This is a genomic window from Chryseobacterium sp. JK1 (assembly GCF_050632815.1).
Classification (GTDB): Bacteria; Bacteroidota; Bacteroidia; order Flavobacteriales; family Weeksellaceae; genus Chryseobacterium.
On the sequence record NZ_JBODRU010000006.1, the window covers coordinates 180,395 to 204,854 of the forward strand.

Annotated in this window: 25 protein-coding genes; 13 read left to right on the top strand and 12 right to left on the bottom strand. The window is 35.6% G+C overall.

What is annotated here, in order from left to right:
* Positions 1 to 7: 7 nt before the first annotated feature.
* Both ACQ76T_RS22730 and ACQ76T_RS22735 read right to left on the bottom strand, forming a co-directional pair.
* The gene (locus ACQ76T_RS22730) at positions 8 to 775 is read right to left on the bottom strand and encodes an enoyl-CoA hydratase/isomerase family protein (RefSeq protein ID WP_431345479.1); all 768 of its coding nucleotides are present in this window, start codon (positions 773 to 775) and stop codon (positions 8 to 10) included.
* Positions 776 to 880: 105 nt separating this feature from the next.
* Entirely contained in the window at positions 881 to 2,368 is a 1,488-nt protein-coding gene (locus ACQ76T_RS22735) for a catalase (protein ID WP_431345480.1), read from the bottom strand.
* Between the two features lie 133 nt (positions 2,369 to 2,501).
* On the opposite strand from ACQ76T_RS22735, the gene ACQ76T_RS22740 reads away from it, so the two are divergent.
* The 10 genes from ACQ76T_RS22740 to ACQ76T_RS22785 all read left to right on the top strand — a co-directional run bounded on the left by ACQ76T_RS22740 (position 2,502) and on the right by ACQ76T_RS22785 (position 10,363).
* On the top strand, positions 2,502 to 3,452 hold the full coding sequence (locus tag ACQ76T_RS22740) for a LysR substrate-binding domain-containing protein (protein WP_422695185.1): 951 nt from the start codon (positions 2,502 to 2,504) through the stop codon (positions 3,450 to 3,452).
* A gap of 234 nt (positions 3,453 to 3,686) precedes the next feature.
* Positions 3,687 to 4,967 (top strand): methionine adenosyltransferase, encoded by a 1,281-nt coding sequence (gene metK / locus ACQ76T_RS22745; protein WP_431345481.1) that lies wholly within the window; start codon positions 3,687 to 3,689, stop codon positions 4,965 to 4,967.
* Positions 4,968 to 5,049: 82 nt separating this feature from the next.
* Complete coding sequence (locus tag ACQ76T_RS22750) at positions 5,050 to 5,541, top strand: hypothetical protein (RefSeq protein ID WP_431345482.1); 492 nt, start codon at positions 5,050 to 5,052, stop codon at positions 5,539 to 5,541.
* Positions 5,542 to 5,730: 189 nt separating this feature from the next.
* Positions 5,731 to 6,321 (top strand): RNA polymerase sigma factor, encoded by a 591-nt coding sequence (locus ACQ76T_RS22755; RefSeq protein ID WP_431345483.1) that lies wholly within the window; start codon positions 5,731 to 5,733, stop codon positions 6,319 to 6,321.
* A gap of 47 nt (positions 6,322 to 6,368) precedes the next feature.
* Positions 6,369 to 6,503 carry a hypothetical protein gene (locus ACQ76T_RS22760; protein WP_431345484.1) on the top strand — a complete coding sequence of 45 codons (135 nt, stop codon included), beginning with the start codon at positions 6,369 to 6,371 and terminating at the stop codon, positions 6,501 to 6,503.
* 20 nt (positions 6,504 to 6,523) lie between these two features.
* Positions 6,524 to 7,219, top strand: a complete 696-nt coding sequence (locus tag ACQ76T_RS22765) for a YjjG family noncanonical pyrimidine nucleotidase (protein ID WP_431345485.1) — start codon at positions 6,524 to 6,526, stop codon at positions 7,217 to 7,219.
* Between the two features lie 296 nt (positions 7,220 to 7,515).
* Positions 7,516 to 7,965 (top strand): PepSY-like domain-containing protein, encoded by a 450-nt coding sequence (locus ACQ76T_RS22770; RefSeq protein ID WP_431345486.1) that lies wholly within the window; start codon positions 7,516 to 7,518, stop codon positions 7,963 to 7,965.
* A 49-nt stretch (positions 7,966 to 8,014) separates the two neighbouring features.
* Entirely contained in the window at positions 8,015 to 8,224 is a 210-nt protein-coding gene (locus ACQ76T_RS22775) for a hypothetical protein (RefSeq protein ID WP_431345487.1), read from the top strand.
* Positions 8,225 to 8,408: 184 nt separating this feature from the next.
* Positions 8,409 to 9,080, top strand: coding sequence for a response regulator transcription factor (locus tag ACQ76T_RS22780; protein ID WP_431345488.1), 672 nt, complete (start codon positions 8,409 to 8,411; stop codon positions 9,078 to 9,080).
* Positions 9,080 to 10,363 (top strand): sensor histidine kinase, encoded by a 1,284-nt coding sequence (locus tag ACQ76T_RS22785; RefSeq protein WP_431345489.1) that lies wholly within the window; start codon positions 9,080 to 9,082, stop codon positions 10,361 to 10,363. Before ACQ76T_RS22780 ends, ACQ76T_RS22785 begins: the two co-directional genes overlap by 1 nt.
* An 82-nt stretch (positions 10,364 to 10,445) precedes the next feature.
* Here ACQ76T_RS22785 and trpS read toward each other — a convergent pair whose 3' ends face one another.
* The 9 genes from trpS to ileS all read right to left on the bottom strand — a co-directional run bounded on the left by trpS (position 10,446) and on the right by ileS (position 18,849).
* On the bottom strand, positions 10,446 to 11,414 hold the full coding sequence (trpS, locus tag ACQ76T_RS22790) for a tryptophan--tRNA ligase (RefSeq protein WP_431345490.1): 969 nt from the start codon (positions 11,412 to 11,414) through the stop codon (positions 10,446 to 10,448).
* Between the two features lie 110 nt (positions 11,415 to 11,524).
* Complete coding sequence (locus ACQ76T_RS22795) at positions 11,525 to 12,385, bottom strand: hypothetical protein (RefSeq protein ID WP_431345491.1); 861 nt, start codon at positions 12,383 to 12,385, stop codon at positions 11,525 to 11,527.
* A 1-nt stretch (position 12,386) separates the two neighbouring features.
* On the bottom strand, positions 12,387 to 13,097 hold the full coding sequence (locus tag ACQ76T_RS22800; RefSeq protein ID WP_431345492.1) for a hypothetical protein: 711 nt from the start codon (positions 13,095 to 13,097) through the stop codon (positions 12,387 to 12,389).
* A gap of 27 nt (positions 13,098 to 13,124) precedes the next feature.
* Entirely contained in the window at positions 13,125 to 13,769 is a 645-nt protein-coding gene (locus tag ACQ76T_RS22805; RefSeq protein ID WP_431345493.1) for a SanA/YdcF family protein, read from the bottom strand.
* 14 nt (positions 13,770 to 13,783) lie between these two features.
* Positions 13,784 to 14,422 (bottom strand): lipoprotein signal peptidase, encoded by a 639-nt coding sequence (locus ACQ76T_RS22810; RefSeq protein WP_431345494.1) that lies wholly within the window; start codon positions 14,420 to 14,422, stop codon positions 13,784 to 13,786.
* A complete protein-coding gene (locus ACQ76T_RS22815) occupies positions 14,422 to 14,613 on the bottom strand; it encodes a DUF2683 family protein (RefSeq protein WP_422695199.1) in 192 nt (63 codons plus the stop codon). Before ACQ76T_RS22815 ends, ACQ76T_RS22810 begins: the two co-directional genes overlap by 1 nt.
* Before the next feature lie 16 nt (positions 14,614 to 14,629).
* A complete protein-coding gene (locus ACQ76T_RS22820; RefSeq protein WP_431345495.1) occupies positions 14,630 to 14,875 on the bottom strand; it encodes a DUF6576 domain-containing protein in 246 nt (81 codons plus the stop codon).
* A 79-nt stretch (positions 14,876 to 14,954) separates the two neighbouring features.
* Positions 14,955 to 15,335, bottom strand: a complete 381-nt coding sequence (locus tag ACQ76T_RS22825) for a TraR/DksA family transcriptional regulator (protein WP_045501318.1) — start codon at positions 15,333 to 15,335, stop codon at positions 14,955 to 14,957.
* Between the two features lie 58 nt (positions 15,336 to 15,393).
* Positions 15,394 to 18,849, bottom strand: a complete 3,456-nt coding sequence (gene ileS / locus ACQ76T_RS22830) for an isoleucine--tRNA ligase (RefSeq protein WP_431345496.1) — start codon at positions 18,847 to 18,849, stop codon at positions 15,394 to 15,396.
* Between the two features lie 426 nt (positions 18,850 to 19,275).
* Here ileS and ACQ76T_RS22835 point away from each other — a divergent pair, with 426 nt between their 5' ends.
* The 3 genes from ACQ76T_RS22835 to ACQ76T_RS22845 all read left to right on the top strand — a co-directional run bounded on the left by ACQ76T_RS22835 (position 19,276) and on the right by ACQ76T_RS22845 (position 23,095).
* Positions 19,276 to 20,961: a M23 family metallopeptidase gene (locus tag ACQ76T_RS22835; protein ID WP_431345497.1), complete on the top strand. Its 1,686-nt coding sequence runs from the start codon at positions 19,276 to 19,278 to the stop codon at positions 20,959 to 20,961.
* 74 nt (positions 20,962 to 21,035) lie between these two features.
* Entirely contained in the window at positions 21,036 to 22,328 is a 1,293-nt protein-coding gene (locus ACQ76T_RS22840) for a phenylacetate--CoA ligase family protein (RefSeq protein WP_431345498.1), read from the top strand.
* A 158-nt stretch (positions 22,329 to 22,486) separates the two neighbouring features.
* A complete protein-coding gene (locus ACQ76T_RS22845; protein ID WP_431345499.1) occupies positions 22,487 to 23,095 on the top strand; it encodes a hypothetical protein in 609 nt (202 codons plus the stop codon).
* 41 nt (positions 23,096 to 23,136) lie between these two features.
* On the opposite strand, the gene ACQ76T_RS22850 is transcribed toward ACQ76T_RS22845, so the two are convergent.
* Positions 23,137 to 24,387, bottom strand: coding sequence for an NAD(P)/FAD-dependent oxidoreductase (locus ACQ76T_RS22850; protein ID WP_431345500.1), 1,251 nt, complete (start codon positions 24,385 to 24,387; stop codon positions 23,137 to 23,139).
* Positions 24,388 to 24,460: the final 73 nt, after the last annotated feature.

The window sequence follows — 24,460 nt, forward strand, 5'->3', positions numbered from 1 at the left end:
TGAAAGATTAGAAGTTGGGCTTTCTCTTCTCTAGAAACGCAGAAACTCCTTCTTTCTTATCTTCCATTTCAAAAAGTTCTCCGAAATAGGTAATTTCAGTCTCAAAACCTTTATCCGTGTCAGATAAATTCACAGCGTTAATCGCTTTGGATATTGCCATTGGTGAATTGTAGGCAATAGTGTTCGCTAATTCTTTCGTTTTTGTTAATAATTCTTCTATAGGGTATACTTCATTTACCAAACCGATCTCTTTTGCTTTTTGAGCGGGGATCATTTTGGCCGAGAAGATCATTTCGTTGGCAATACCTTTACCGACAAGCTTAGGAAGCCTTTGTGTACCTCCGTATCCAGGGATTAATCCCAAGGTTACTTCCGGAAGCCCTAATCTGGCATTCTCTGATGCATATCTGATATGGCATGCCATAGCAAGCTCTAAACCTCCTCCTAATGCAAAACCGTTTACGGCTGCAATAACAGGTTTAGAAAGTGTTTCAATTTTGTTGAACAACGTATTTTGTCCGTTTCTGGCTAGTTCTTCAGCTCTTTCTTGTCCGAAATCGCTGAATTCTTTGATATCAGCTCCGGCTACAAAAGATTTTTCTCCACTACCTGTAAGGATAATTACTCTGCATGAAGGATCTGAATTAAGTTCGTCCAATGCGGTGCTGATTTCCTGAATGGTTTTGGCATTTAGGGCGTTTAAGCTTTCAGGCCTGTTGATGGTAATGATAGATAATTTATCTTCTTTATTTAATAATATGTTGTCGTAACTCATTTTTCCACTTTAAAATATCATCCTTTGCAAATTATGAATTTTTTACAAAAAAAAGGAAAAAATATTATTTTTTTTTCCTTTTTTTTTATTTATCGTTCAATATGATTATTTAGAATGGTTCATCATATTTGCATCAATATTCACATTTAATTGAGATGCTACTTTCATGCCAAGCTCAATATTGGCGCGGAAAAAGTGGCATAGCTGTCGGTTGATAATCTCATCCTTTTTAGGCCCGGTGATGCCCTTCATGCTTCCTACAATATTTTGAATAAGGCGGTTTCTGTCTTCAGCATTCATTGCTTTAGAATAAAGAAGCCCTGGCTGAGTATAATGATCACTGTCGTTATCATTTCTATTATAGCTTGCTACGTGAGCGCTGTCCAGCTCATATTCGTAGTTTTTGTAAGAAGAATCAGTTTTGATGTCATCAAAACTATTCGGATGATAGTTAGGTTTATCCTGATAGGAGCTTGAATCTGCCATAAAACCGTCTCTTTGGTAGTTATTAACAGCAAAAGGACATCTGTTTACTTCCAGGTGGTGAGCATTCACTCCCACTCTGTATCGGTGTGCATCTGGATAGGAGAATAGTCTTCCCTGCAGCATTTTATCAGGAGAAAAACTGATTCCGTTGATCAGATTGCTTGGTGAGAAAGTAGATTGTTCAACATGGGCAAAGTAGTTAACAGGAACTTCATTCAGTTCCATTTCTCCTACTTCAATTAATGGGAAATCATCGTGGAACCATACTTTCGTTACATCAAAAGGATTCCATCTGAAATCTTTTGCCTGCTCTTCGGTCATTACCTGAATATAAAGAGTCCATTTTGGGAAATCTCCGTTTTCGATGGCATTGCAAAGATCTTCCTGTGCAAAATCAGGATTTTCTCCTGCCATTTTTACGGCTTCTTCATCGGTGAAGTTTTTCACTCCCTGTTTTGTTTTAAAATGAAACTTCACCCATACTCTTTCATTTTTATCATTGATCATAGAGAAGGTATGAGATCCGAAGCCATGCATATGTCTGTAGCCATAAGGAGTTCCTCTGTCTGACATTAATATAAGAACCTGATGAAGAGATTCAGGATTTAAACTCCAGAAATCCCACATCATGGTAGCACTTTTTAAATTGGTTTTCGGCACTCTTTTCTGAGTGTGGATAAAATCCGGGAATTTTTTTGCATCCTTAATAAAGAATACGGGAGTATTGTTTCCTACAAGATCCCAATTTCCGTCCTCTGTGTAGAATTTTAAAGCAAAACCTCTTGGGTCTCTTGCAGTATCTGCACTTCCTTTTTCACCTCCTACTGTAGAGAATCTTGCAAACATTCTGCATGAATTTCCAACGTTGGAAAAAAGCTTGGCTTTTGTATATTGGCTGATATCATGCGTTACGGTAAAAGTTCCGTAAGCGCCACTTCCTTTGGCATGCACAATTCTTTCAGGAATTCTTTCCCTAACGAAATGGGCAAGGTTTTCCTGAAGAATAAAGTCCTGCAACAATACCGGGCCTCTAGGTCCTACCGTCTGAGAATCCTGGTGCTCATAATAAGGTGCGCCGTTACTTAACGTTAATTTTTTAGAATCCATATCGTTGATGATTTGTATAAATATTTTTGTTTTTCTAAATCCAAGTGTAAAGGTAATGAATATCAAATTTACTTGAATTTTTAATTGGTAATAGCAAAAACGTTATATCTTTGTAATAGATAATATTAATCAAATGAACATTCAGCAACTGGAGTATCTTATCGCTGTTGATAAGTATAAACATTTTGGTAAAGCAGCTCAGGCGTGCTTCATTACACAACCTACGTTAAGTGCCATGATACAGAAATTTGAGGATGAACTGGATGTGAAGGTATTCGACAGAACAACGCACCCTATTCGTACCACAGATGTGGGGCTTCAGATCATTGATCAGGCCAAGGTGATCATCGAATCTGTCAATGAGTTGAAAAACAAAGCGAACCTATTGAATAATATTCTGGGGGGAACTCTGAACTTAGGTATCATCCCAACTGTTTCGTCTTTCATTCTGCCTACTGAGATTTTCAAATTCCTGGAGGAAAATCCGAAGATTCAGATGAATGTAAAAGAAATGACAACAGATAATATTATTAAGGCCTTAAAAGCCGGAGAACTGGATGCGGGAATTATCTCTACACCTTATGATACTGCAGACGAGTTTTATCAGGACTTCTTATTTAACGAAGAATTGATGATCTATAGTTCTAATACTGAGGCTAATAAAAAAAATGCTTACATTATTCCTGAAGAACTGAACGTAGAAAAAGTGTGGTTGCTTGAAGAAGGGAACTGTCTTAGAAACCAGTTTGAGAATATCTGCCACCTGAAAGAAAACACATTGAAACCTAAAAACTTAGATTTCCTTGCTTCCAATATTCAGACATTGGTGCATATGGTGGATAAAGTAGGAGGAATCAGTATTCTGCCGGAGCTTGCACTAAGCCAGCTATCTGAAGAGCAGAAGAAGAATGTTTTCCGATTCAAAAAGCCTTTTCCTTACCGAGAGATCAGTATTATTTATTATAAACCAACCTTTAAACAGAAAATCATTGATGAATTGTCTCATTCCATCAAAAATTCTTTAGAGCTTAAACTGAATTATCATGTAAGTCCGAAAGAATTTGTGAGCATAAAACCTCAATAGTAAAGAGACTTTAAAATGATAGAAATCATTAATTTAAATAATATTATAATTAATAAACAAAATTTTTGAGTATTAAAAAAATAGTACTTAAATTTGCTGCGTTTATTACGAGGAAAAATTTGACCTGATTGCAACCTCTATAAAAAAATGCTAAAACAGTATTCTTTTTTCTGGGCAATTTTTATTCATATTTTTTCTTCAACATTAATTTTCTAAATCTAAACAAAGAATAATATGTCTTATTTATTTACATCTGAATCCGTTTCAGAAGGACATCCGGATAAAATTGCCGATCAGATTTCCGATGCATTAATTGATCATTTTTTAGCGTACGATAAGGATTCAAAAGTTGCTTGTGAAACATTGGTAACGACAGGACAGGTTGTATTGGCTGGAGAGGTAAAGTCTGATGCTTACCTTGATGTACAGACCATTGCCAGAGAAGTAATCAATGGGATAGGGTATACAAAAGGAGAGTACATGTTCAACGGAGATTCGTGTGGAGTAATCTCTGCAATCCATGAGCAGTCTCCTGATATCAACCAAGGGGTGGACAGAGCAGTAAATGATGAGTCTTTTGAAGCAAAAGCGAATGCACAGGGAGCAGGAGACCAGGGGATGATGTTCGGATACGCTACTAATGAAACGGCGAACTATATGCCATTGGCTTTAGATCTTGCTCATACAATTCTTAAAGAACTTTCTGCAATAAGAAGAGAAAATAAGGAAATACTTTATCTTCGTCCTGATGCAAAAAGCCAGGTGACTATCGAGTACTCTGATGATCACAAACCTATCAGAATAGACTCTATCGTAGTTTCTACTCAGCATGATGATTTTGGAACAGAAGAAGAGATGCTTAACAAAATTCGTGAGGACATTAAAAACATTCTTGTTCCTAGAGTTGTGGCACAGCAGACAGAGGAGATCAAAGCTTTATTCAATGATCAGATCAAATACCATATCAACCCTACAGGTAAATTCGTAATTGGAGGACCTCACGGAGATACAGGTCTTACCGGTAGAAAAATTATCGTGGATACTTACGGTGGTAAAGGAGCTCACGGTGGTGGTGCTTTCTCTGGAAAAGACCCTTCAAAAGTAGACAGAAGTGCTGCTTATGCAACGAGACACATTGCTAAAAATCTTGTTGCGGCAGGAGTTGCTGATGAAGTTTTGGTACAGGTTTCTTATGCAATCGGAGTAGCAGAACCTTGTGGTTTATATATCAATACTTACGGAACTGCAAAAGTGGATCTTCATGATGGAGATATTGCTAAAAAAGTTTCTTCAATTTTCGATTTAAGACCTTATGCTATTGAGCAGAATTTGAAATTAAGAAATCCTATCTATCAGGAAACAGCTTCTTATGGACACATGGGTAAAGAGCATTATATTGCTGATAAAACCTTCAATAAAGGCCATAAAAAGGAATTAACGTTAAAAGACCTTGAGTTCTTCACATGGGAGAAACTAGACAAAGTAGAGGAAATTAAAGCCGCTTTCGGAATTTAATTTTTTCTTTTAAGAATAAATGGACTGCTTTATCTTCTGATAAGGCAGTTTTTTTTAATTTTACACGATAATAAATTAAAAGATGATGAATTTTAGAACTGCAGTGGCTATCCTTATCTTAGTTTTTCTGAGTATTGCAACAAAAGCTCAGTATACAATGCATAAAATGATCAGCGTAGGGTATACTTATCAGAATCAAAGTTTTGGTGAAGTGGGAGGGAAATTGCTTTTTCTTAAAAATGACGATGTTATTTACAGAGTAGGAGCTTCCGCTTTAATGGGAGCAACAGATTCTAAGTTTGCTATTATGCCTAAATTACAGGCAGATATCCTTCTGAATTTTCAGAAAGATGTAGACTTCTACCATTCTTACTATTTTCTGGCAGGAGCAGAAGGAACCAATAAATATATCGCTCCGAAAATAGGGGTTACCCTTTTTGGAATGCTTGACCTCACAGGAGGGTATGCTTTCCCTATCGGAGACACCCGTTTGAACGGAAAAGAAATGAAAGGTTTAAATATTAATTTTACATTAAATATCCCTACTGTGTTCATTCACGATATGTTTAAATGATTTTCTTTAAATTTTTCTTGTGAAAATTTAATAATCGGTTAACAGTTATTAAAAAATTATTATATTTACATCATAATAATTGTACCGCCTATTGAAGTAACTCTACTTTGAACTGTTTTGTTTATACAGCAGGCCCAGATAGAATATCTGGTAGAAGGGCTGTCTACAAATGTTATATTGAAAAGAGTTATGAAATCAAAATCGGATAGTTTACTAATTTCCCTTTACCAAAAAGGAGACGAGGGCGCATTATCAACCCTCATTCACCGACACCAGAGAGAACTGTTTACATTCATTTTTTACAAAATTAATGATGAAGACCTAGCCAACGATATCTTTCAGGACACTTTCATGAAGATTATTGTAATGCTGAAAGAAGGCCGTTATAACGAAGAAGGAAAGTTTATTCTTTGGGCGAAAAGAATTTCCCACAATTTAATCATTGACCATTTCAGATCCAAAGCCAAAAATGTCAAAGTTTCAGAAACCACTTTTGAAACCAATGAATATTCCATTTTTGATTTGATCAGAGAACCTTCAGAAAATATCGAAGATCAGCTTGTATCCAACCAGATTCAGGAAGACCTTTTGAAGATGTTACAATTTTTGCCACAAAATCAACAGGAGGTGATTAAACTTAGGTTTTTTGACGGGTTAAGCTTCAAAGAGATTGCAGATCATACAGATATGAGTATCAATACCACACTGGGTAGAGTACGATATGCACTCATTAACCTGAGAAAAATCATGGACGAAAATAATATAATCTTAACGAGATAAATAATATTTCGTAAAATTTCACGTTTTAAGGAAAACATACTTCGCCTATGAAAAAAAATGATTCTTTAAAAGTGAAAGCTTTGAAACCTAAGAAACAAACAATTGATTTTTTGCTGAATTTTTCCAAAAGCCTTGAGGTTGTGAAAAGCAAAAGCAAAAATTATCCTATTTTAAAAAATTAAAATTATTAACTTTGTGCTGTATGAAGATGCAGCACATTTTTTTTGATCTCGACAATACGCTTTGGGATCACCGCAGAAATGCTTACCTTACCATTAAAGAACTTTTCGAAAAAAAGGACATCACTTCGACGTATAATATTGACTTTGAAGAATTTCATTCTGTCTATCATGATATCAACGAAGAACTTTGGGAGAAAATCAGAGATGGAATTATCGGAAAAGAATATCTGAGGGAACACCGTTTTTATGACACTTTTCAACATTTTGGAATAGATAATAAAGAACTGTCTCTTTACTTTGAAGAAAACTTCCTGGATAATATCGTAAGCCATAACGAGCTTGTAGAAGGAGCAGAAGATGTTTTGGAATATTTAAAAGCCAAAAACTATACGCTTCATATTATTTCCAACGGTTTTCAGGAAGTAACAGAAAGAAAATGTACACTTTCAGGTATTGCTCCATATTTTAAAACCATAACCAGTGCAGATGCAGTTGGTGTAAGAAAACCCAACCCGCAAATTTTTGAATATTCCCTTGGTCTTTCTGATGCCAAAAAAGAAGAAAGTATCCTCATTGGTGATGATTGGATTGCTGATGCTATGGGAGCTACAGATTTCGGGATGGACGCCATTTTTTTTGACGTCTATAAAGAAGATAAACAGAAGGAAGGATTGAAAGCCATTACTCATCTTCAGCAAATTAAAGAATATTTATAACATTCGATTATAAGAAATACACAAGCCATTAAGACAATCTTAATGGCTTTTTTTGTTTATTATATCTTTCAAAAATTAACGCAAATATCCGTGCCTATCTGCTTGAATCTGATGTTAAATTACAAGTCATTACGACGTATAATACTTCTCAAAAATCAACGCAAACCTCCGTGTTCATCTGTGTGAATCTGCGGTTAAATTAACCTTTATCTCTTTTTATAAAATCCTTTTTCCCAATTCTTTCCCAAATTGGTTCTCAACTTTGCTTCATAATAACAACCGAAAAATAGAATAGTATGAAAAATGTAAAGAAGATCACCGGAGTATTAATGATTATGTTTTTATTGATTAGTGGGTTTATTACCGCTCAGGATAGAGCAATTAATCCTAATCAGCTTCCCAAAAACGTTAAAAACTTCCTTGCTTTCCATTTTAAAGGAATTCCTGTTGCTTCAGCCATTGAAGACAGAGAAATCTATGGTATCGACGAATATAAAGTCTATCTGAGCAACGGAATGAAAATGGAGTTTGACAGCAGTGGAAACTGGAAAGAAGTGGATGGTAAACATCAGAAATTACCATATGGCTTTATTCCCGTATCCATCAAAAACTACAGCACAAGAAATTTTCCCAATACTTACATCATCAAAGTAGAAAAAAAGAGATGGTCTTACAAAGCAGAACTTTCCAACGGATTGGAGCTGGAGTTTGACAGAAACGGAAATTTTAAAAAAATTGATGACTAATAAATCAATCATAATCAATCATAATCAATTAACACCAAATAATAATAGTATGGTCAACTGGAATTTAATAAAAAATAGCGGAGGTAAAAGATCCTCCACAGAGATTAGAAAGAATATTGTGTCTTTTATCACAAAACATCATCCATGCAGTGTGGTTGAATCTATTGAAAAGAAATACAATGCTTATAAAATTTCTTTGATGAATGGGATTTGCTTCATTTTTGATGTCAATGGTCATCATATGAAAACGATAGAGTAGTATGAAAAGAATTGAAACGGCAAACGCAGAAGGATACTTACGGATTATTGATGTATTAGGTGCGATGTATCATATCACTCTCTTACTGATACTGTTTTCGTAAGTATTTCCTTCTTTTTTCCTTCTTATTATTCCTATATTTGATAGGAGGTTAAGCATTCAGTACAGTTATAATACCAGAAATATGAAGATTTTAATAGTAGAAGATGAACCAGAATTAAAAGACACTGTACAGAAATTCCTGGAAGCAGAACATTTTATTGTAGAATATGCCCTGGATTATAACACTGGACTTGATAAGGTTATTTCCTATGAATATGACTGTATTCTTCTAGATATTATGCTGCCAGACGGTAATGGAATAGATCTACTTAGAGAAATTAAAAAGATGCACAAAAAAGATCCTGTCATTATTCTTTCCGCAAAAGATTCTGTGGATGATAAAGTGGCCGGCCTGGAAATTGGTGCAGATGATTATCTTGCGAAACCTTTTCATCTGGCAGAACTTATGGCCAGGATAAAATCTGTGATTAGAAGAAACCATCAGGATGGAGAAAATATTCTTAAGTACAAAAACATAAGCATTGATCCGGATCATAGAAAAGTGATGGTAGGAAAAGAAGAGCTTGTTCTCAACCGCAAAGAATATGATCTCTTATATTATTTTGTGATCCATCCCGAAAAAACGCTGCAGAAAACCACTCTCGCAGAAGCCATCTGGGGAGATTACATCGATCAGGCAGACAGTCTGGATTTTATTTACTCACAAATCAAAAATCTCCGTAAAAAATTGAAAACACTCAATGCAGAAGCCGACTTTCAGGCGGTATACGGAATAGGATATAAATTTGTCTGATGAAAGTTTCCTTAAAATATTACACCATAAAGTACCTGATCATGATCCTTCTGCTCATTATTGCAGTGTGGGCCGGGTTATTTTATGCCTATATTCTGGATGAAGTGCACGATAATGTGGACGATGGCCTCAGAGATAGAAAAATACAGATTATAAAAGCCGTTTACCTGAACCCTCAACTGCTGAAAAATAATGATTTTGGGTTTAATGAATTTAAAATCAATCCTATTACAGAAAAAGAATACCAAAATAAAAGCAGGCTTTACGACAAGATGTTTTATATGGAATATGACGATAAAGACCAGCCATACAGAGTTCTCGAGGCCGACTTTATCGATCAGTATAAAAACCCCCAGAGACTGGTAATAAGAACTTCAACTGTAGAGGAAGATGAGCTGATCTATGACCTTACAACAGCTTTGGTTGTTCTTTACATTCTTTTAGTAATAAGCATTATTGCTGTGAATGGCTATCTTCTAAACAAAGCCATGAGGCCGTTCTATTTAATCCTTAAAAAACTTAAAAAATATCAGTTTGGAATCCCTTTTTCACAGGAAGAGCAAAAATATTCTATAACCGAATTTGAAGAGCTAAATAAAGAAATCAACGAAATGATCGAGCGTAATGAGCTTGTTTTTTATCAGCAGAAACAGTTTATAGAAAATGCATCTCATGAACTTCAAACCCCATTGGCAATTGTCATTAATAAAATTGATCTTCTTATTCAGAATGATAATCTTGACAAAAAGAATCTGAACTTCCTTACTGAAGTAAAAAATGATCTGCGAAGAATGGTAGGGCTCAACAAATCTCTGCTGATGCTTTCCAAAATAGAAAACAGTCAGTTCAATAAAACCTCAGGAATTGATTTTAATACATTGGTTACTCATTTGGTTCAAAACTATGCTGATTTCATTGAATTCAAAAAAGTAAAGGTGAATATCCTAGAAAAAGGGATGTTTATCGCAGACTTTAATCAGGATTTGGCAGATATTCTTCTCTCTAACCTTCTTAAGAACGCAATCAAATACAATAATGAAGAAGGAACTTTAAACATTATGATAGAGAATAACAGAATAACTTTCCAAAATAGTGGAATACCTGTTTCTCTGGATGAATCTAAAATCTTTACCCGTTTTTATAAACATACCTCGGATCATACTTCTACAGGTCTTGGATTGTCGATCATTAAAACGATTATTAAACAATATCCAGGTTGGGAAGTTACTTATAAGTTTGAAGATAAAATGCATTACTTCATGATACAAAAAAATAGAATCTGAATAGAAAGCATTAATACTTTGTAAAACGAACCGGCTGTCTCCATGTGGAGACAGCCGGTTCGTTTATATCTGAAGTTTAGAATTAAAATCCTAAACTTGTTCTTACTCTTTTAAGAGTTTCCAAAGCAATAGGTCTGGTTTTTTCAGCGCCTTCCTGTAGCTTTGCTTCCAGCTCATCAAGATTGTTCATATAATAAGAGAATGTTTCTCTTTCTTTAGTAAAACGGGTCAGGATAAGATCCAGCAATTCCTTTTTAGCGTGTCCGTATCCGAAGTTTCCGGCAAGATATTTTGCTCTTAACTCTTCTGTTTGTTCCGGTGTTGCAATCAGTTCAAAGATCTTAAATGTTTTATCCGTTTCAGGATCCTTTGGCTCTTCTAAAGACTTAGAATCCGATTCTATGCTCATTACCTGTTTTTTCAGCTCCTTTTCCGGTAAGAAAATATTAATGATATTTCCTCTGGATTTAGACATCTTCTGACCATCTGTTCCAGGTACATATTTCGTGTCTTCCTGAAGTTCAGACTGTGGCAGTACAAGAATTTCACCCATCTGATTATTGAATCGTGAAGCAACATCTCTTGCAAATTCCAAATGCTGAAGCTGATCTTTTCCTACAGGCACAATCTCTGCGTCATACAGTAAAATATCTGCAGCCATTAAGATGGGATAAGTGAATAATCCTGCATTTACATCCTGAAGACGGTCTGCTTTATCTTTAAATGAATGCGCCAGTGTTAATCTTTGATAAGGAAAAAAACATGATAAATGCCAAGATAGTTCACAGGTTTCAGCGATATCACTTTGTCTGTAGAAGAATGTTTTTTCAGTATCTAATCCACAAGCAAGCCAAGCCGCAGCAATCTCGTAGGTATTTTGTCTTAACGTTTGCGCATCTTTAATCTGGGTAAGTGTATGAAGATTCGCTATAAATAAAAATGATTCATTTCCTTCCTGCTTAGAAAGTTCAATAGCAGGAATAATAGCCCCTAATAAATTTCCAAGATGGGGTGTTCCGGTGGCTTGAATGCCGGTAAGAATTCTTGACATTTAATAAAAATATTTCTGCAAAAATAGTGAAAATTTAGAACTTATCCCTTTCAAAAACCGGTGCCTGTTCATATAAATTTTCTTTAATGAAGAATTTTACATCAATACATCTATTTCTTTAACTCAATTGTATAGATAAAGGTAAGAACCTTGAAACGCCACAGTGTTAAAGTTTGCTCTGCTGATATAATATCATTTTCGGAACCAATGATGAGACAATCACGAAAAGAACGTATAAATTGTGACCAATATTCACCTTTAGAATCTTTAAGTAAAAAATAAAAACCAGCATCGCCAAATTTTTTTCCTGAAGAATCTAAAACCAGCTCCCCATTTTTTCCGACACTAGGAATCATCAAAACTGTTGCATTCCCATTGGGTAAGGGAAATACGGCCTTTACGCAAGTTTTGCCTGACGGTAAATTGCTGATGCCGTAAACTCCGGAATAGATAACTTGCCCTGTCGATTCAATAGAACGATACCAAAACGTGTATTGTGTTTCATTGGTATTGGGGTCGGTGAGGTTGATGATTTTGCTTTTCAGAGATTCTGAACTGTCAATATTTTTAGTAGGAATATTCAGTTGGTTAATTCTATTACTGAATAATTTATTAATTAAAATTCCAAAAAATTTGAAATATGGATTCCATTTTACAGAAAAATTTAAGGTATAATTTGAGGTGTTTTCATAGAAGTCAATTACACTTTTGGATAAATTTGAGAACTCATTTTCAGATAAGTTAAGTTTTAGCATCGAAGGAATAATACCTTTTACTCTTGGGTCTTTTTCTACAATTAGGTTTTCTTTTTCTGCAAATTGATGAATAAAATTCTCACTCATTGCATTCAAACTTCCAAAAGGCCCCATCAACCAGAGAGAGTCTTCGGGCTTAATTTTTCTTCCACGCTGAATTACCCATTGCTGAGTAAGCCAATCCTGGAACTTCTGTATTGGATAAGCAAATCCCATTTTAGGTGTTTTTGAGATATGGAATAAGATTGCGTTGCCCATTCCATTCCCCAAATTCTGAAATAGGTTTAAAGCGCAAAGTGGTAAATTCGAAATGAAAATCTTTTCGCTCCCTTTCTTTCATTGCATTGGTGTGCCTTTCCGGATTGGGAACTTTGCTATGTCCATGAACCATATCAGTCATTTCTTTTTGATTTTTCCAAATTGAAAAAGTGGAAACGGTATTAGGGAATTTGATGGAGGCCAAAGACAAAGTTGTTGCCGGATGGTCTCGAACCAATTTTTCAACCGGTCTTCCCCAACGAATAAATCTGGGAATTTCTAAAAATTTCATTCTGGCAATGGTAACTGCAACGACTGGCGAATTCGGATTTTCAGATTCTGAGGTTTCATCAGGAATTTCAAACTTGTTGAATTTCCCCCATTTTCTCATAAAAGTTAATCTTGTGTGCCAGCCTTGAGATAAAATTTTTCCTAAGCTGTCTTTAGCTAAAAAATTTTCGAGATCACTTTCATCCTCCCATTGTGCGAATACAGCGATTTGTCTTATTAACATTCGAGAAGGTGAAAAAATAGGAGAGCCTAAAGTCATCATCGTCATAATTTCTGAGTGAATTAGCCCTGCGATATTTCTTGACTTTGGTGAAGAATAAAGAATTCTTAGCGCAGAAAAGTAATCTGTTTTTATTAAATGATAGGAGAAGACACTCATGTTTTATGGTTGTATTTGTTTTTAATACTAAGGAATTAAAATCTTTTCCCCTCCAAATTTTGGCTGTACACCAAGGATAAGATCCCAGTATACTTTAGCCTTTGCAAGATACTCTCTCAAATTAGTCTTTAAACCTGCATATTTATTCACATCTTCCGCATTATACCCAAAGGCTTGTATTCCATTTTTCTGTGCAAGGAACACTGCTCTTTCGTTGTGGAATTTTTGAGAGATAATGATCAGTTTAGTTTGTCCGAAAATTTCCTTAGCTCTTACTACAGAATCCAAGGTACGGAATCCAGCATGATCCAAAATGATTTTATCCTGTGGAATGCCTTGCTGGACCAGTGCAGACTGCATATCTTCTGGTTCATTATAATCTTTGCTGCTGTTGTCACCGCTTACAATGATGTACTGTATCTTTCCGCTTTTAAAAAGATCTGTAGCTGCTTTTATTCTGTTATAGAAATAGGCATTGGGCATTCCGTTATTTAAGTTTTTCCCTGTTCCCAGCAATAATGCTGTTTTTGCTGTAGGTACTTCTGCAATATTATAAGATACAGAAGCTGCACTTTCCTTTTTAATGCTATAGTTGGCCCAGGCAATAAAAATAATTCCTGCAACAAAAAGAAGCAGGAAAAATTTAAAAATATTTTTGATTGTTTTTCTCATTAGAAATACATCTGTTAGAATTCAAGTCCGTTCGGGAAAGCTTTTTTTCTGAATATCAACAAGAAAGCAGCTCCCACTGTAATAGCAGAATCCGCTACATTGAAAATATATTTGAAGAATTCAATATGCTTTCCTCCAATTAAAGGCCAGCTTTCAGGAACATTCCAGTCTACAAGAGGAAAGTGAAGCATATCTACCACACATCCTTTCATAAAGGTAGAATATCCGTGTCCAAAAGGAACTATTTTAGAAATTCCTCCATAACCGAGCCATCGGTCAATACTTGGGTCATATACTGTTCCGCTGTCGAAGATCATTCCATAGAACATACCGTCAATAAGATTTCCGATAGCTCCTGCAAAAATAATTGCCATGGGAATCAAAAGATAGTTGGAAGCTCCTTCTTTTAGCCATTTTTTAAACATATAAACCATCCCTCCAATTAGGAAAACACGTAGGATAACAAGGAAATATTTTCCAATGATTCCCCCGAAATGAAACCCGTAAGCCATTCCTGGATTTTCTACAAAGGTCAGTTTAAAACCAGGAAAAACAGTAACACTGTCATCCAGATTGAAATGCGTTTTAATATAAATTTTTGAAGCCTGGTCAATTAACAATACCAAAAATGTGATGGCTAGAATCTTTTTCATTACTCTCCTTTAGGTTTTGAAGGTTTTGTCGCTCTTACATTTTTATTATCGGTTGCCTTCTTGATCACTTTCTGTCCGTTATACGAACTTTTTACATGAGCTTTTTCGAACTTAATATTCATTTCTTTCAAAACGCTTTTCAATGCGCTTAGCTCCATAGAATTTTTGGGATGTACTATGATAGATTCCATTTCTTATATTTAAAAATTACATTTTGGACAACTCGTCAAGTCTTTTTCTGTCTTTTTCAGAAAGATCGTTGATTCCGTTTTTGCCCATCTTACTCAAAAGTCGGTCTATTTCTTTCTCCCGGTCGCGTTTATCAGAATTAAACTTATCATCAATAGTATAATTCTTCTGTTTTTCAGGAAAAAACCTGTTTTTGAGGGCTTCTCTGTTGAAAAACAAAAGGATGGCTGCGATAATAAGTCCTAAGATTAATAATTCGCTCATGGGTATACATTAAAAATTAGGTTTATAAAGTATTCTTCAATACAATATAAACCCAATATTATTTTTACAAACCTTGCGGTTATTTCTGCATGTTTTTCGCTTCGATGCTTAGGGTAGCATGAGGAACGGCCAAAAGTCTTTCCTTTGGAATCAGTTTCCCGGTTACTCTACACACACCGTAAGTCTTGTTTTCAATTCTGATTAAAGCATTTTTCAGATCACGTACGAATTTTTCCTGTCTTCCGGCAAGAATGGAGTTCTGCTCTTTGCTCAAAGTTTCTGCACCTTCTTCAAATGCTTTAAAAGTAGGTGAAGTATCATCGGTCCCATTATTCTGGTCATTGATGAAACTTTCTCTGATCAGCTGAAGATCTTTCTCCGCTTTTTCTATTTTTTCTTTAATGATCGCTCTAAATTCCTGTAAATCAGCATCGCTGTATCTAACTCTTTCGTCTGACATATTCTTTCTCTTTTTTAATAAAATTATGAAATGGAATTTGAAATATAATAACTACATGTTAATTTTTTTCAACATTTATCTTAAAATTAACCTCATCTATTTCGATTTCGTTAAAATTTGAAAGTGAAGATACAATTTCTATTTTACTTGACAAGACTTCAGAAGAAATATATTCTTCATTTTTCTTAATATCTTCAATAAAAGGTGAGTTTTCTTCTATTGAGATATTGATCCTGTCTGTAAGTTCGAAATCCTTATCTTTTCTCAAGTTTTGAATCCTGTTGATAAACTCTCTGGCGATACCTTCAGATTTTAACTCATCGGTTAACGTCAAATCTAATGCCACAGTTGTTTTTCCGTCGGAAGTTACTGTCCATCCCGGGATATCTTTTGTAGAGATTTCCACATCGTCAAGTGTGATCTCATATCCCTGAATATCCAATTTTCCTTCTTTTTCAAGAGCGGAAATTTGTTCTGCACTCAGATTAGCAATCTCTGCACCTACAACCTTCATGTCTTTTCCTAATTTAGGACCAAGCGCTTTGAAGTTAGGCTTTATCTGCTTTACAATTAAATCGGATGCTTCTTCAGCATTAATTAATTGAATTTCTTTAACATTTACTTCTTGTTTGATTAATTCTGAAACTGCAGAAATTTGCTCCTCAGTTTTCTTATCCAAAACAGGAATTAATACTCTTTGAAGCGGCTGTCTTACCTTTAAGCTTTCCGCACGTCTGATAGATAGAACTAAACTTGTAATAGTTTGTGCTAAATGCGTTTTTTCAACCAAATCAGTATCAATTAAACTTTCATCTGCAACAGGGAAGTCTGTTAAGTGAATAGATTCAGCAGTTTCTTTTCCTGTTACTTTATTTAAGTCCTGATACAACTGATCCATAAAGAACGGAGCGATTGGTGCAGATAATTTAGCAACAGTTTCCAGACAGGTATATAAAGTCTGGTAAGCCGAGATCTTATCTTCCGAATAATCTCCCTTCCAGAAACGTCTTCTGCATAATCTTACGTACCAGTTTGATAAGTTGTCGTTCACAAAAGTGTTGATTACTCTTGCCACTCTTGTCGGTTCGTAATCTTCGTAGAATGCTTTAACTTCTTTAATTAATAAGTTTAATTCAGACAAAATCCATCTGTCGATTTCAGGTCTGTTTTCAACTTCTTTTTCAGAATAATTGAATCCGTCAACATTCGCATACAAAGCAAAGAATGAATACGTGTTATATAATGTTCCGAAGAATTTTCTTCTTGTTTCATCAATTCCTTCAATGTCGAATTTTAGGTTTTCCCAAGGATTCGCATTCGAAACCATATACCAACGTGTAGCATCCGGTCCGTAAACGGCTAATGTTTCAAAAGGATCAATTCCATTTCCTTTGGATTTCGACATTTTTACGCCATTTTTATCCAAAACAAGTCCGTTACTCATTACATTTTTATAAGCAACTGAATCAAAAACTGCCGTTCCGATGGCGTGAAGGGTATAGAACCAACCACGAGTCTGATCAACTCCTTCCGCAATGAAATCTGCCGGGAAAGCTTTATTGTTGTCGATTAATTCTTTATTCTCAAAAGGATAGTGCAGCTGCGCATATGGCATCGAACCTGAATCGAACCAAACGTCGATCAAGTCGCTTTCACGCTTCATTGCTTTTCCTGAATCTGAAACTAAAATTACTTGATCAACGATGTTTTTGTGAAGATCAACCAAAGCATAATTTTCTTCAGACATATTTCCGATTTCAAAATCTTTGAATGGGTTTTCTGCCATGAATCCTGCTGCAATGGACTTTTCAATTTCATTGTATATTTCTTCTACAGAACCGATGATTTTTTCTTCCTTCAAATCTTCTGTTCTCCAGATCGGCAACGGAATTCCCCAATATCTTGAACGGGAAAGATTCCAGTCGTTTACGTTTTCCAGCCAGTTAGCGAAACGTCCTTCTCCGGTTGATTTCGGTTTCCAGTTAATCGTATCATTCAGTTCTACCAAACGACTTCTCAGTGAAGTCATTTTCACAAACCAAGAATCTAACGGATAATATAATAACGGCTCATCTGTTCTCCAGCTGTGTGGATAACTGTGAACGTATTTTTCTACTTTAAAAGCTTTGTTTTCTTTTCTTAATTTTAAAGCAATTCTTTCGTCTACAGAAAGATAAGCTTTCAAATCTGCAATGATTGACTTTAAATTCTCTTTCTGAATATTTAATTCTGCATTTTTTTCGTCTTCGCTAAGGTATTCTCCTTTCACATATTCATTCGCAAAACCATAGATCTCGTCATTTACGATAGATAAAAATCTTCCCTGTAAATCTACCAACGGGATTGGATTTTCATTTTCATCTAAAACCAACATTGGCGGAACTTCCGGTTGAGCTTCTTTTGCTACTTTCGCATCATCAGCACCAAAAGTCGGCGCGGTATGAACGATACCTGTTCCGTCTTCCGTTGTCACGAAATCTCCGGAAATTACTCTGAAAGCATTCTCCGGGTTCTTATAAGGAAGAGCGTACTGTAATAACTGCTCATATTTAATTCCAACCAAATCAGCTCCTTTGAATTCAGCTAAGATTTTATAAGGAATTACTTTAGTTTCCGGAGTGAAGTTGGCAAAATCGTCATCTGTTCCCTCTCCGTATTTTTTACCAAATTGTTTTGAAAATAAAGCTTTAGCCAAAACAACATTTACCTGTTCAAAAGTATATTGGTTGAACGTTTTAACTAAAATATAATCGATTTTCGGACCTACCGTTAACGCTGTGTTAGAAGGCAACGTCCAAGGAGTTGTCGTCCAGGCTAAGAAATGTACCTCTCCGAAACCTTGTAAAAACGAAGGTAGAGTTTCCGGTAATGTTTTAAATTGAGCAACAACTGTTGTGTCTGAAACATCACGGTAAGCACCCGGCTGGTTGACTTCGTGTGAAGAAAGCCCTGTTCCGGCTTTTGGAGAATATGGCTGGATGGTATAGCCTTTATACAGCAAATCTTTGTTGTATAGTTGCTTCAATAACCACCAAACAGTCTCCATATATTTTGACTTATACGTGATATATGGATCATCAAGGTCTACCCAATATCCGATTTTCTCTGTAAGGTTGTTCCAAACATCAGTATAACGCATTACTGCTTCACGACAAGCTTTGTTATAATCTTCAATAGAAATTTTTTTGCCAATATCTTCTTTAGTGATTCCTAATTCTTTTTCTACGCCTAGCTCTACAGGAAGTCCGTGTGTATCCCAACCCGCTTTACGGAAAACCTGCTTCCCATTTTGGGTTTGATAACGACAGAAAATATCCTTCAATGCCCTGGCCATTACGTGGTGAATTCCGGGCATACCGTTTGCTGAAGGTGGACCTTCATAAAAAACAAACTCAGGTTGCCCCTCACGAATCTCAACACTCTTATTGAAAGTTTTATTCTGTTTCCAGAATTCCGCTACATTTTCTGCTACGTCAATAAGGTTGAGGTTTTTGTATTCTTTAAATTGGCTCATTGTAATATCTCAATATCGTTGATTAATTAAGTCTGCAAATTTACTAAAATTTGTCGGTTTATAATATATGTTTTTCTGTGGATATTTCTATTAAAAACTTCAATTTCAGAAATATAAACAGAGAAAATGTAAAAATGGGAGTGTAGAGTAGAGAATAAATGAGTTTTCTGTCTCTTTTTTATAACTGTTTTGATACTGTTTCCCGATTTATTCCCATTCAATAGAAGTGGGCTTTAGCCCGCTTAAAAAATAGATTTAAGTCCATTGGCTTTAGCCAAAACCTAAATATAACCTCTCGCAGATCTGACAGGTTTTTACAGGTTTCTTATCCACAATCATCCGTGGTTAAAAATAAAAACACAACCAATGACAGCAAATTAGCACGATCATTGCTAGAATTCTGTAGACATAAAACCCAAATGCTGTATGAAAATCTTCTCAAAACTGATGCTTGCTATCTGTTTGATCAATACCATTATCACACAGGCCCAAAATTATCCCCAGAACTACTTCCGCAACCCACTAAATATTCCCATGCAGCTGGCTGCCAATTTTGGTGTGGTAAGAACCAACCATTTTCACATGGGATTGGATCTGAGAACAAACAGTCAGGAAAATCTACCCGTTTTTGCGGCGGCAGAAGGCTATGTAAGCCGAATAAAAATAGAACGATATGGCTTTGGAAATGCGATTTACATTACGCATCCCAATGGGTATACTACTGTCTACGCCCACTTAAATAAATATTTTGATCAGCTGGATGAATATGTAAAAGAAAAACAATATAAAGATGAAAAATGGGAACAGGATATCATCTTTTCACCGAATCAGTTTCCTGTTTCGAAAGGACAGTTGATTGCTTTAAGTGGAAATACAGGAGGATCGGCCGGGCCACATCTTCATTTTGAAATAAGAGACACCAAAACTGAAGAATGTCTCAATCCGCTGCTTTTTGGGTTTACTATTCCTGATCATATTGCGCCGATTATCAGTGGATTGTATTGGTATGACAGACGTTTCAGTACCTATGAACCTGGAGCTAATGGAATTGCTGTGAAAAAAATGGGAAGTGTATATTCCGCTGATATTGTTAAAGTTAATTCGCCCATGGTAAGCTTTGCAATCAAAGCCGTAGATAAAGCTGACCAGGGATTTAACCTCGGGATTTATCATACAGAGTTATTGATGGACGGTAAGCTGATATATGGATTCTCTATTGATAAAGTAAGTTATGATGATACCCGCTACATCAATGGTTGTATCGATTATTCTAAATTCATTAGAGATAAGATGGGAATTCAGCATTTGTCAACATTGCCGGGAATGAAACTTCAGGGGTATAGCATTCCCAACTTATCAGGAATTATCAATCTTAATGACGAAGAAGTTCACAATATTGAAATCATTCTGAAAGATGTAAACGGAAATACGAGCCGTTTAACGACAAAAGTACAGCTCAGCAATGGGGTTAATAAAATCTCTTCTTCCAATAACACGGTAACTCCTAATGAGGCCAAAACGATGACTACTGAAAATGCAGAAATTAATTTAAGTAAAAATACAGTGTATGACGCTGTAAATTTCAACATGTATGAAAAAACAGATGCTGAAATGAACTCTGTATCCAACGCTATTGTTCTTGCCAGTCCGTATATTCCCGTACAAAATGAGTATACTTTAAAAATAAAACCCAATAGAAAACTGACTACTGATGAAAAAGGCAAAGTAGTGGTAGAGCTTAATTACGGAAGCGATGTTAACACTGTAAAAGGAAAATGGTCCGGAGATCGTGTAGAAGCTCAATTCAACAGATTGGGTACTGCAAAACTTCTTGTTGATAACACCTTGCCTTCTGTTTCTGCCAGTTGGAAAGAAAATGCACAGATTAACAGCAGCTCTATACGTCTTAAAGGGAGTACCAGAATAGGAGATATCGTGTCATTCCGTGCAGAACTCGATGGAAAGTGGCTTCGTTTTGCCCGCGTAAAAGACGATTTTGTATATCAGTTTGACGAAAAATGTCCAAAAAGCTCAGGTGCTCATACTTTAAAGGTCGTCACAGGGAATACAGCAGGAAATATCAATACCCAGATTTTTACATTTCAGCGATAAATCATTTTTAACATATGAATCTTTAAATCTTTTCATTTTAATTAAATAAATTTGTCCTTTAAAAATAAAAACCATTGGACTTTTATCCTTCAATTGAAAGATCAGATCTTCAGGAAATAAAAAAATTTCAGGAAATACAACTTCAGAAACTTTTGGTTTATCTTGAAAACAATTCACCTTTTTATCAAAAGCTTTTCCGGGAAAATAATATCCGCATTGAAGATATTCACACGCTGGAAGATCTGCATATGATACCTACAACCACAAAAAACGATTTACAGCAATACAATCATGACTTTTTCTGTATAACGCCGGATAAAATTGTAGATTACAGTACCACCTCCGGAACTTTGGGAGATCCGGTTACCTTCGGATTGTCTGACGATGATCTTGAAAGGCTTGCTTACAATGAAGCAATATCTTTTGCCTGTGCAGGAATTCAGAAAGGTGATGTGGTACAGATGATCACAACCATTGATAAAAGATTCATGGCAGGGCTTGCTTACTTCCTGGGCTTAAGGAAAATGGGGGCAAGTGTGGTAAGAATGGGACCGGGAATTCCCGAATTGCAATGGGATTCTATTTTCAGATACAAACCGAAATATCTGATTACCGTTCCATCTTTTCTCCTGAAAATGATTGATTATGCAGAGAAACATGGCCTGGACTATAAAAATTCCAGTGTTTACGGTGTGGTTTGCATTGGCGAAAGCATCAAGAATCAGGATTTTACAGATAATATTCTTTCACAGAAGATTAAAGAAAAATGGAATATCAAACTTTTTTCTACCTATGCTTCTACGGAGATGAGTACTGCATTTACAGAATGTGAGTTCCAAATCGGAGGCCATCATCATCCTGAATTAATCATTACAGAAATTCTTGACGATGACGGAAATGTAGTAAAAGAAGGAGAAAGCGGAGAATTAACAATCACAACATTAGGGGTAGAAGCGATTCCTTTACTAAGATTTAAAACCGGAGATTTGGTGAAAGCACACTACGAACCATGTTCATGTGGTAGAAATACGATGAGGTTGGGACCTGTGGTTGGTAGAAAGCAGCAGATGATCAAATACAAAGGTACAACGCTTTATCCACCGGCAATGAATGATATTTTGAATGACTTCAATACTATTTTGTGCTATCAGATCGTTATTCAGTCTAATGAGATAGGACTGGATGAAATTATTATTAAATTGAGTACCGAAAGTAAGAACGAAAACTTTGTCAATGAAGTAAGAGATCACTTCCGGGCAAAACTGAGAGTAAGTCCTAAAATTGAAATTATTGATTTTGATATTTTATCTAAAACCGTCTTTCATCGCAACAGCAGAAAGCCAATCACTTTTGTAGATTTGAGATAACTGATTTGCTGACAGAATTGTGGAATACTACGCAAAGAAAGCCAGTATGTTACCTTTAAAAGTAGCATATTATCATGAAAAATAGTTCCTGGGATCTCTGAAGAGAGGCTTTTCATCTATATTTGCAACTTTAAAATTTTTAAAAAAATACGACAACCATGAAGAAATTATTTTTGCTGGTATTTACAGCAATTACAACAGTAGCTTTTGCCCAGAATCAAATTAACCACGAATCCGGAAATTTTGATTTTCTGAAAGATCAGACCGAAGTAAACGTTCAGTTTATATTTGAGAATGCTACTTATCACGAGAAAAACCTTACAGAGGAACAGTATCTTGAAAACAGAAAAGAGGATATTATTAAAAAGAAAAGCCCTGCTGTTTGGGAAGATTGGAAATCTCAGTGGGGTAAATTCAAATCCTCAGAATTTGGAGATTATTTTTTGAAGGGAATCAATGAGAAAAATAAAAAAATTGTTTTCAAAAAAGATGTCCAAACGAAATATACACTTATTGTAGATGCGAAATGGATCTATGCCGGGTGGTATGGTGGAATGATAGGCTCTCAACCGGGGAAATTATCAGCAACCCTTACATTTGTAGAAACAGAAGATCCTTCAAAAGTAGTTGCAAAACTACAGGCTGACAAAGTGGAAGGAAACAAAGGAAATAAAGAATTTGGCTGGGAATACGGAAGAATAGCTGCCGCGTATGAAGTTACCGGGAAAAAGTTAGGAAAAGACATTAAAGATGCTTTGAAAAAATAAAACAAAAAACGGTCTGAAAATCTCAGACCGTTTTTTTATCATTAACTCTGTTGTTCCTGCTTTTCATGTTTAATCAGGTTAGCCAGATTTTTAATTACAGTATCATGTTTTTTCACAAAAGGATTGTCTTTATTCCAGACGTAGCCGGCCAAAACTGCACAGATCTTTTTCTTTACATCCGGATTTTCCGGTTGGTGGAAGAATAGTTCCTGAAGATTACCTGTATACCACTCTTTTACATACGTGGTGAAAACATCCACTCCGTACAAAATATAGTCTGTATACTCAGTCTGCCAGTCTATTTTTTCGCCGTTAAGTTGTCTTAAAGCCAGTTTTGCAGCCAGCATTCCCGATTCTGTGGCAAAAGCCATTCCCGAAGAAAATACAGGATCAAGAAACTCTGAAGCATTTCCTGTTAAAGCAAATCCGTCACCAAATAAGCTTTTTACAGAACACGAATAATCTTTAAGGTGCTTAGGCTCAAAAAGGAAATCTACATTCCCAAAACGCTTTACATAATAGTCGGAAAGAGAAATTGCTTTTCTTAGCGCTTCCGCTGTATCACCATTTTCTGATAACTTATCTATATATTCAGTTGGTCCTACAATTCCTAAGCTTGTATTGCCATTAGAAAAAGGAATTACCCAAAGCCAGACTTCAGTTTCTATGATATCAAAAGAAATCAAAGTTCCTTCTTCTCCAGGCTCTCTGTTAATATCATGTACATGAGAGAAAATAGCAGAGTGTGGAGACAGTTTTGAAGGTTTTTCAAGATCTAAAAGACGGGGTAAAACTCTACCATAGCCACTGGAATCTATCACAAACTTGGCATGGATTTCTTTCATTTCGCCATCTTTTGTTTTTACCTTTGTAATAGAGTCTGTACCTTCAAACCTGATCGCAACCACTTCGGTTTCAAATTCAAGATCTACTCCTTTATTGATGACTTCCTGAGCCAGTGTATTATCAAAATCAGCTCTAGGAACCTGCCAGGTCCAGTCCCAGCCTTCCCCGAATTTATTGCTGAAATCAAAAATGCAGACTTCATCGCCACGAAGGAAACGTGCTCCTAATTTTTTTTCAAAGCCCATTTTATCTAAAGCAGGAAAAAGCCCGGCCTCATCAAAGTGGTCCATTACTCTTGGAATTAAGCTTTCACCGACTACCAGTCTTGGAAATTTTGTCTTTTCGACAACTTTAACGCTGACATTATTCTTCTTTAAGTAGGAAGAAGACACGCATCCGGAAGGTCCAGCTCCGATTACAAGAACGTCAACAAATTCTTTGATCATCTTTGATTTTTTATTTTAATAATAACTTTTATCTTTGCCGCAAAATTAGTGACAAATAATTAATATTTTATAA

Coding starts and splice junctions, on each gene's coding strand:
- ACQ76T_RS22810 (WP_431345494.1), bottom strand. CDS start 14,422: ATGAAAAAGATTCTAGCCATCACATTTTTGGTATTGTTAATTGACCAG.
- ACQ76T_RS22760 (WP_431345484.1), top strand. CDS start 6,369: ATGAAAAAAAATGATTCTTTAAAAGTGAAAGCTTTGAAACCTAAGAAA.
- ACQ76T_RS22845 (WP_431345499.1), top strand. CDS start 22,487: ATGAAGAAATTATTTTTGCTGGTATTTACAGCAATTACAACAGTAGCT.
- metK (WP_431345481.1), top strand. CDS start 3,687: ATGTCTTATTTATTTACATCTGAATCCGTTTCAGAAGGACATCCGGAT.
- ACQ76T_RS22850 (WP_431345500.1), bottom strand. CDS start 24,387: ATGATCAAAGAATTTGTTGACGTTCTTGTAATCGGAGCTGGACCTTCC.
- ACQ76T_RS22825 (WP_045501318.1), bottom strand. CDS start 15,335: ATGTCAGACGAAAGAGTTAGATACAGCGATGCTGATTTACAGGAATTT.
- ileS (WP_431345496.1), bottom strand. CDS start 18,849: ATGAGCCAATTTAAAGAATACAAAAACCTCAACCTTATTGACGTAGCA.
- ACQ76T_RS22805 (WP_431345493.1), bottom strand. CDS start 13,769: ATGAGAAAAACAATCAAAAATATTTTTAAATTTTTCCTGCTTCTTTTT.
- ACQ76T_RS22750 (WP_431345482.1), top strand. CDS start 5,050: ATGATGAATTTTAGAACTGCAGTGGCTATCCTTATCTTAGTTTTTCTG.
- ACQ76T_RS22770 (WP_431345486.1), top strand. CDS start 7,516: ATGAAAAATGTAAAGAAGATCACCGGAGTATTAATGATTATGTTTTTA.
- ACQ76T_RS22800 (WP_431345492.1), bottom strand. CDS start 13,097: ATGAGTGTCTTCTCCTATCATTTAATAAAAACAGATTACTTTTCTGCG.
- ACQ76T_RS22755 (WP_431345483.1), top strand. CDS start 5,731: ATGAAATCAAAATCGGATAGTTTACTAATTTCCCTTTACCAAAAAGGA.
- ACQ76T_RS22820 (WP_431345495.1), bottom strand. CDS start 14,875: ATGAGCGAATTATTAATCTTAGGACTTATTATCGCAGCCATCCTTTTG.
- ACQ76T_RS22730 (WP_431345479.1), bottom strand. CDS start 775: ATGAGTTACGACAACATATTATTAAATAAAGAAGATAAATTATCTATC.
- ACQ76T_RS22740 (WP_422695185.1), top strand. CDS start 2,502: ATGAACATTCAGCAACTGGAGTATCTTATCGCTGTTGATAAGTATAAA.
- ACQ76T_RS22815 (WP_422695199.1), bottom strand. CDS start 14,613: ATGGAATCTATCATAGTACATCCCAAAAATTCTATGGAGCTAAGCGCA.
- ACQ76T_RS22795 (WP_431345491.1), bottom strand. CDS start 12,385: ATGGGATTTGCTTATCCAATACAGAAGTTCCAGGATTGGCTTACTCAG.
- ACQ76T_RS22765 (WP_431345485.1), top strand. CDS start 6,524: ATGAAGATGCAGCACATTTTTTTTGATCTCGACAATACGCTTTGGGAT.
- ACQ76T_RS22735 (WP_431345480.1), bottom strand. CDS start 2,368: ATGGATTCTAAAAAATTAACGTTAAGTAACGGCGCACCTTATTATGAG.
- ACQ76T_RS22835 (WP_431345497.1), top strand. CDS start 19,276: ATGAAAATCTTCTCAAAACTGATGCTTGCTATCTGTTTGATCAATACC.
- ACQ76T_RS22785 (WP_431345489.1), top strand. CDS start 9,080: ATGAAAGTTTCCTTAAAATATTACACCATAAAGTACCTGATCATGATC.
- ACQ76T_RS22775 (WP_431345487.1), top strand. CDS start 8,015: ATGGTCAACTGGAATTTAATAAAAAATAGCGGAGGTAAAAGATCCTCC.
- trpS (WP_431345490.1), bottom strand. CDS start 11,414: ATGTCAAGAATTCTTACCGGCATTCAAGCCACCGGAACACCCCATCTT.
- ACQ76T_RS22780 (WP_431345488.1), top strand. CDS start 8,409: ATGAAGATTTTAATAGTAGAAGATGAACCAGAATTAAAAGACACTGTA.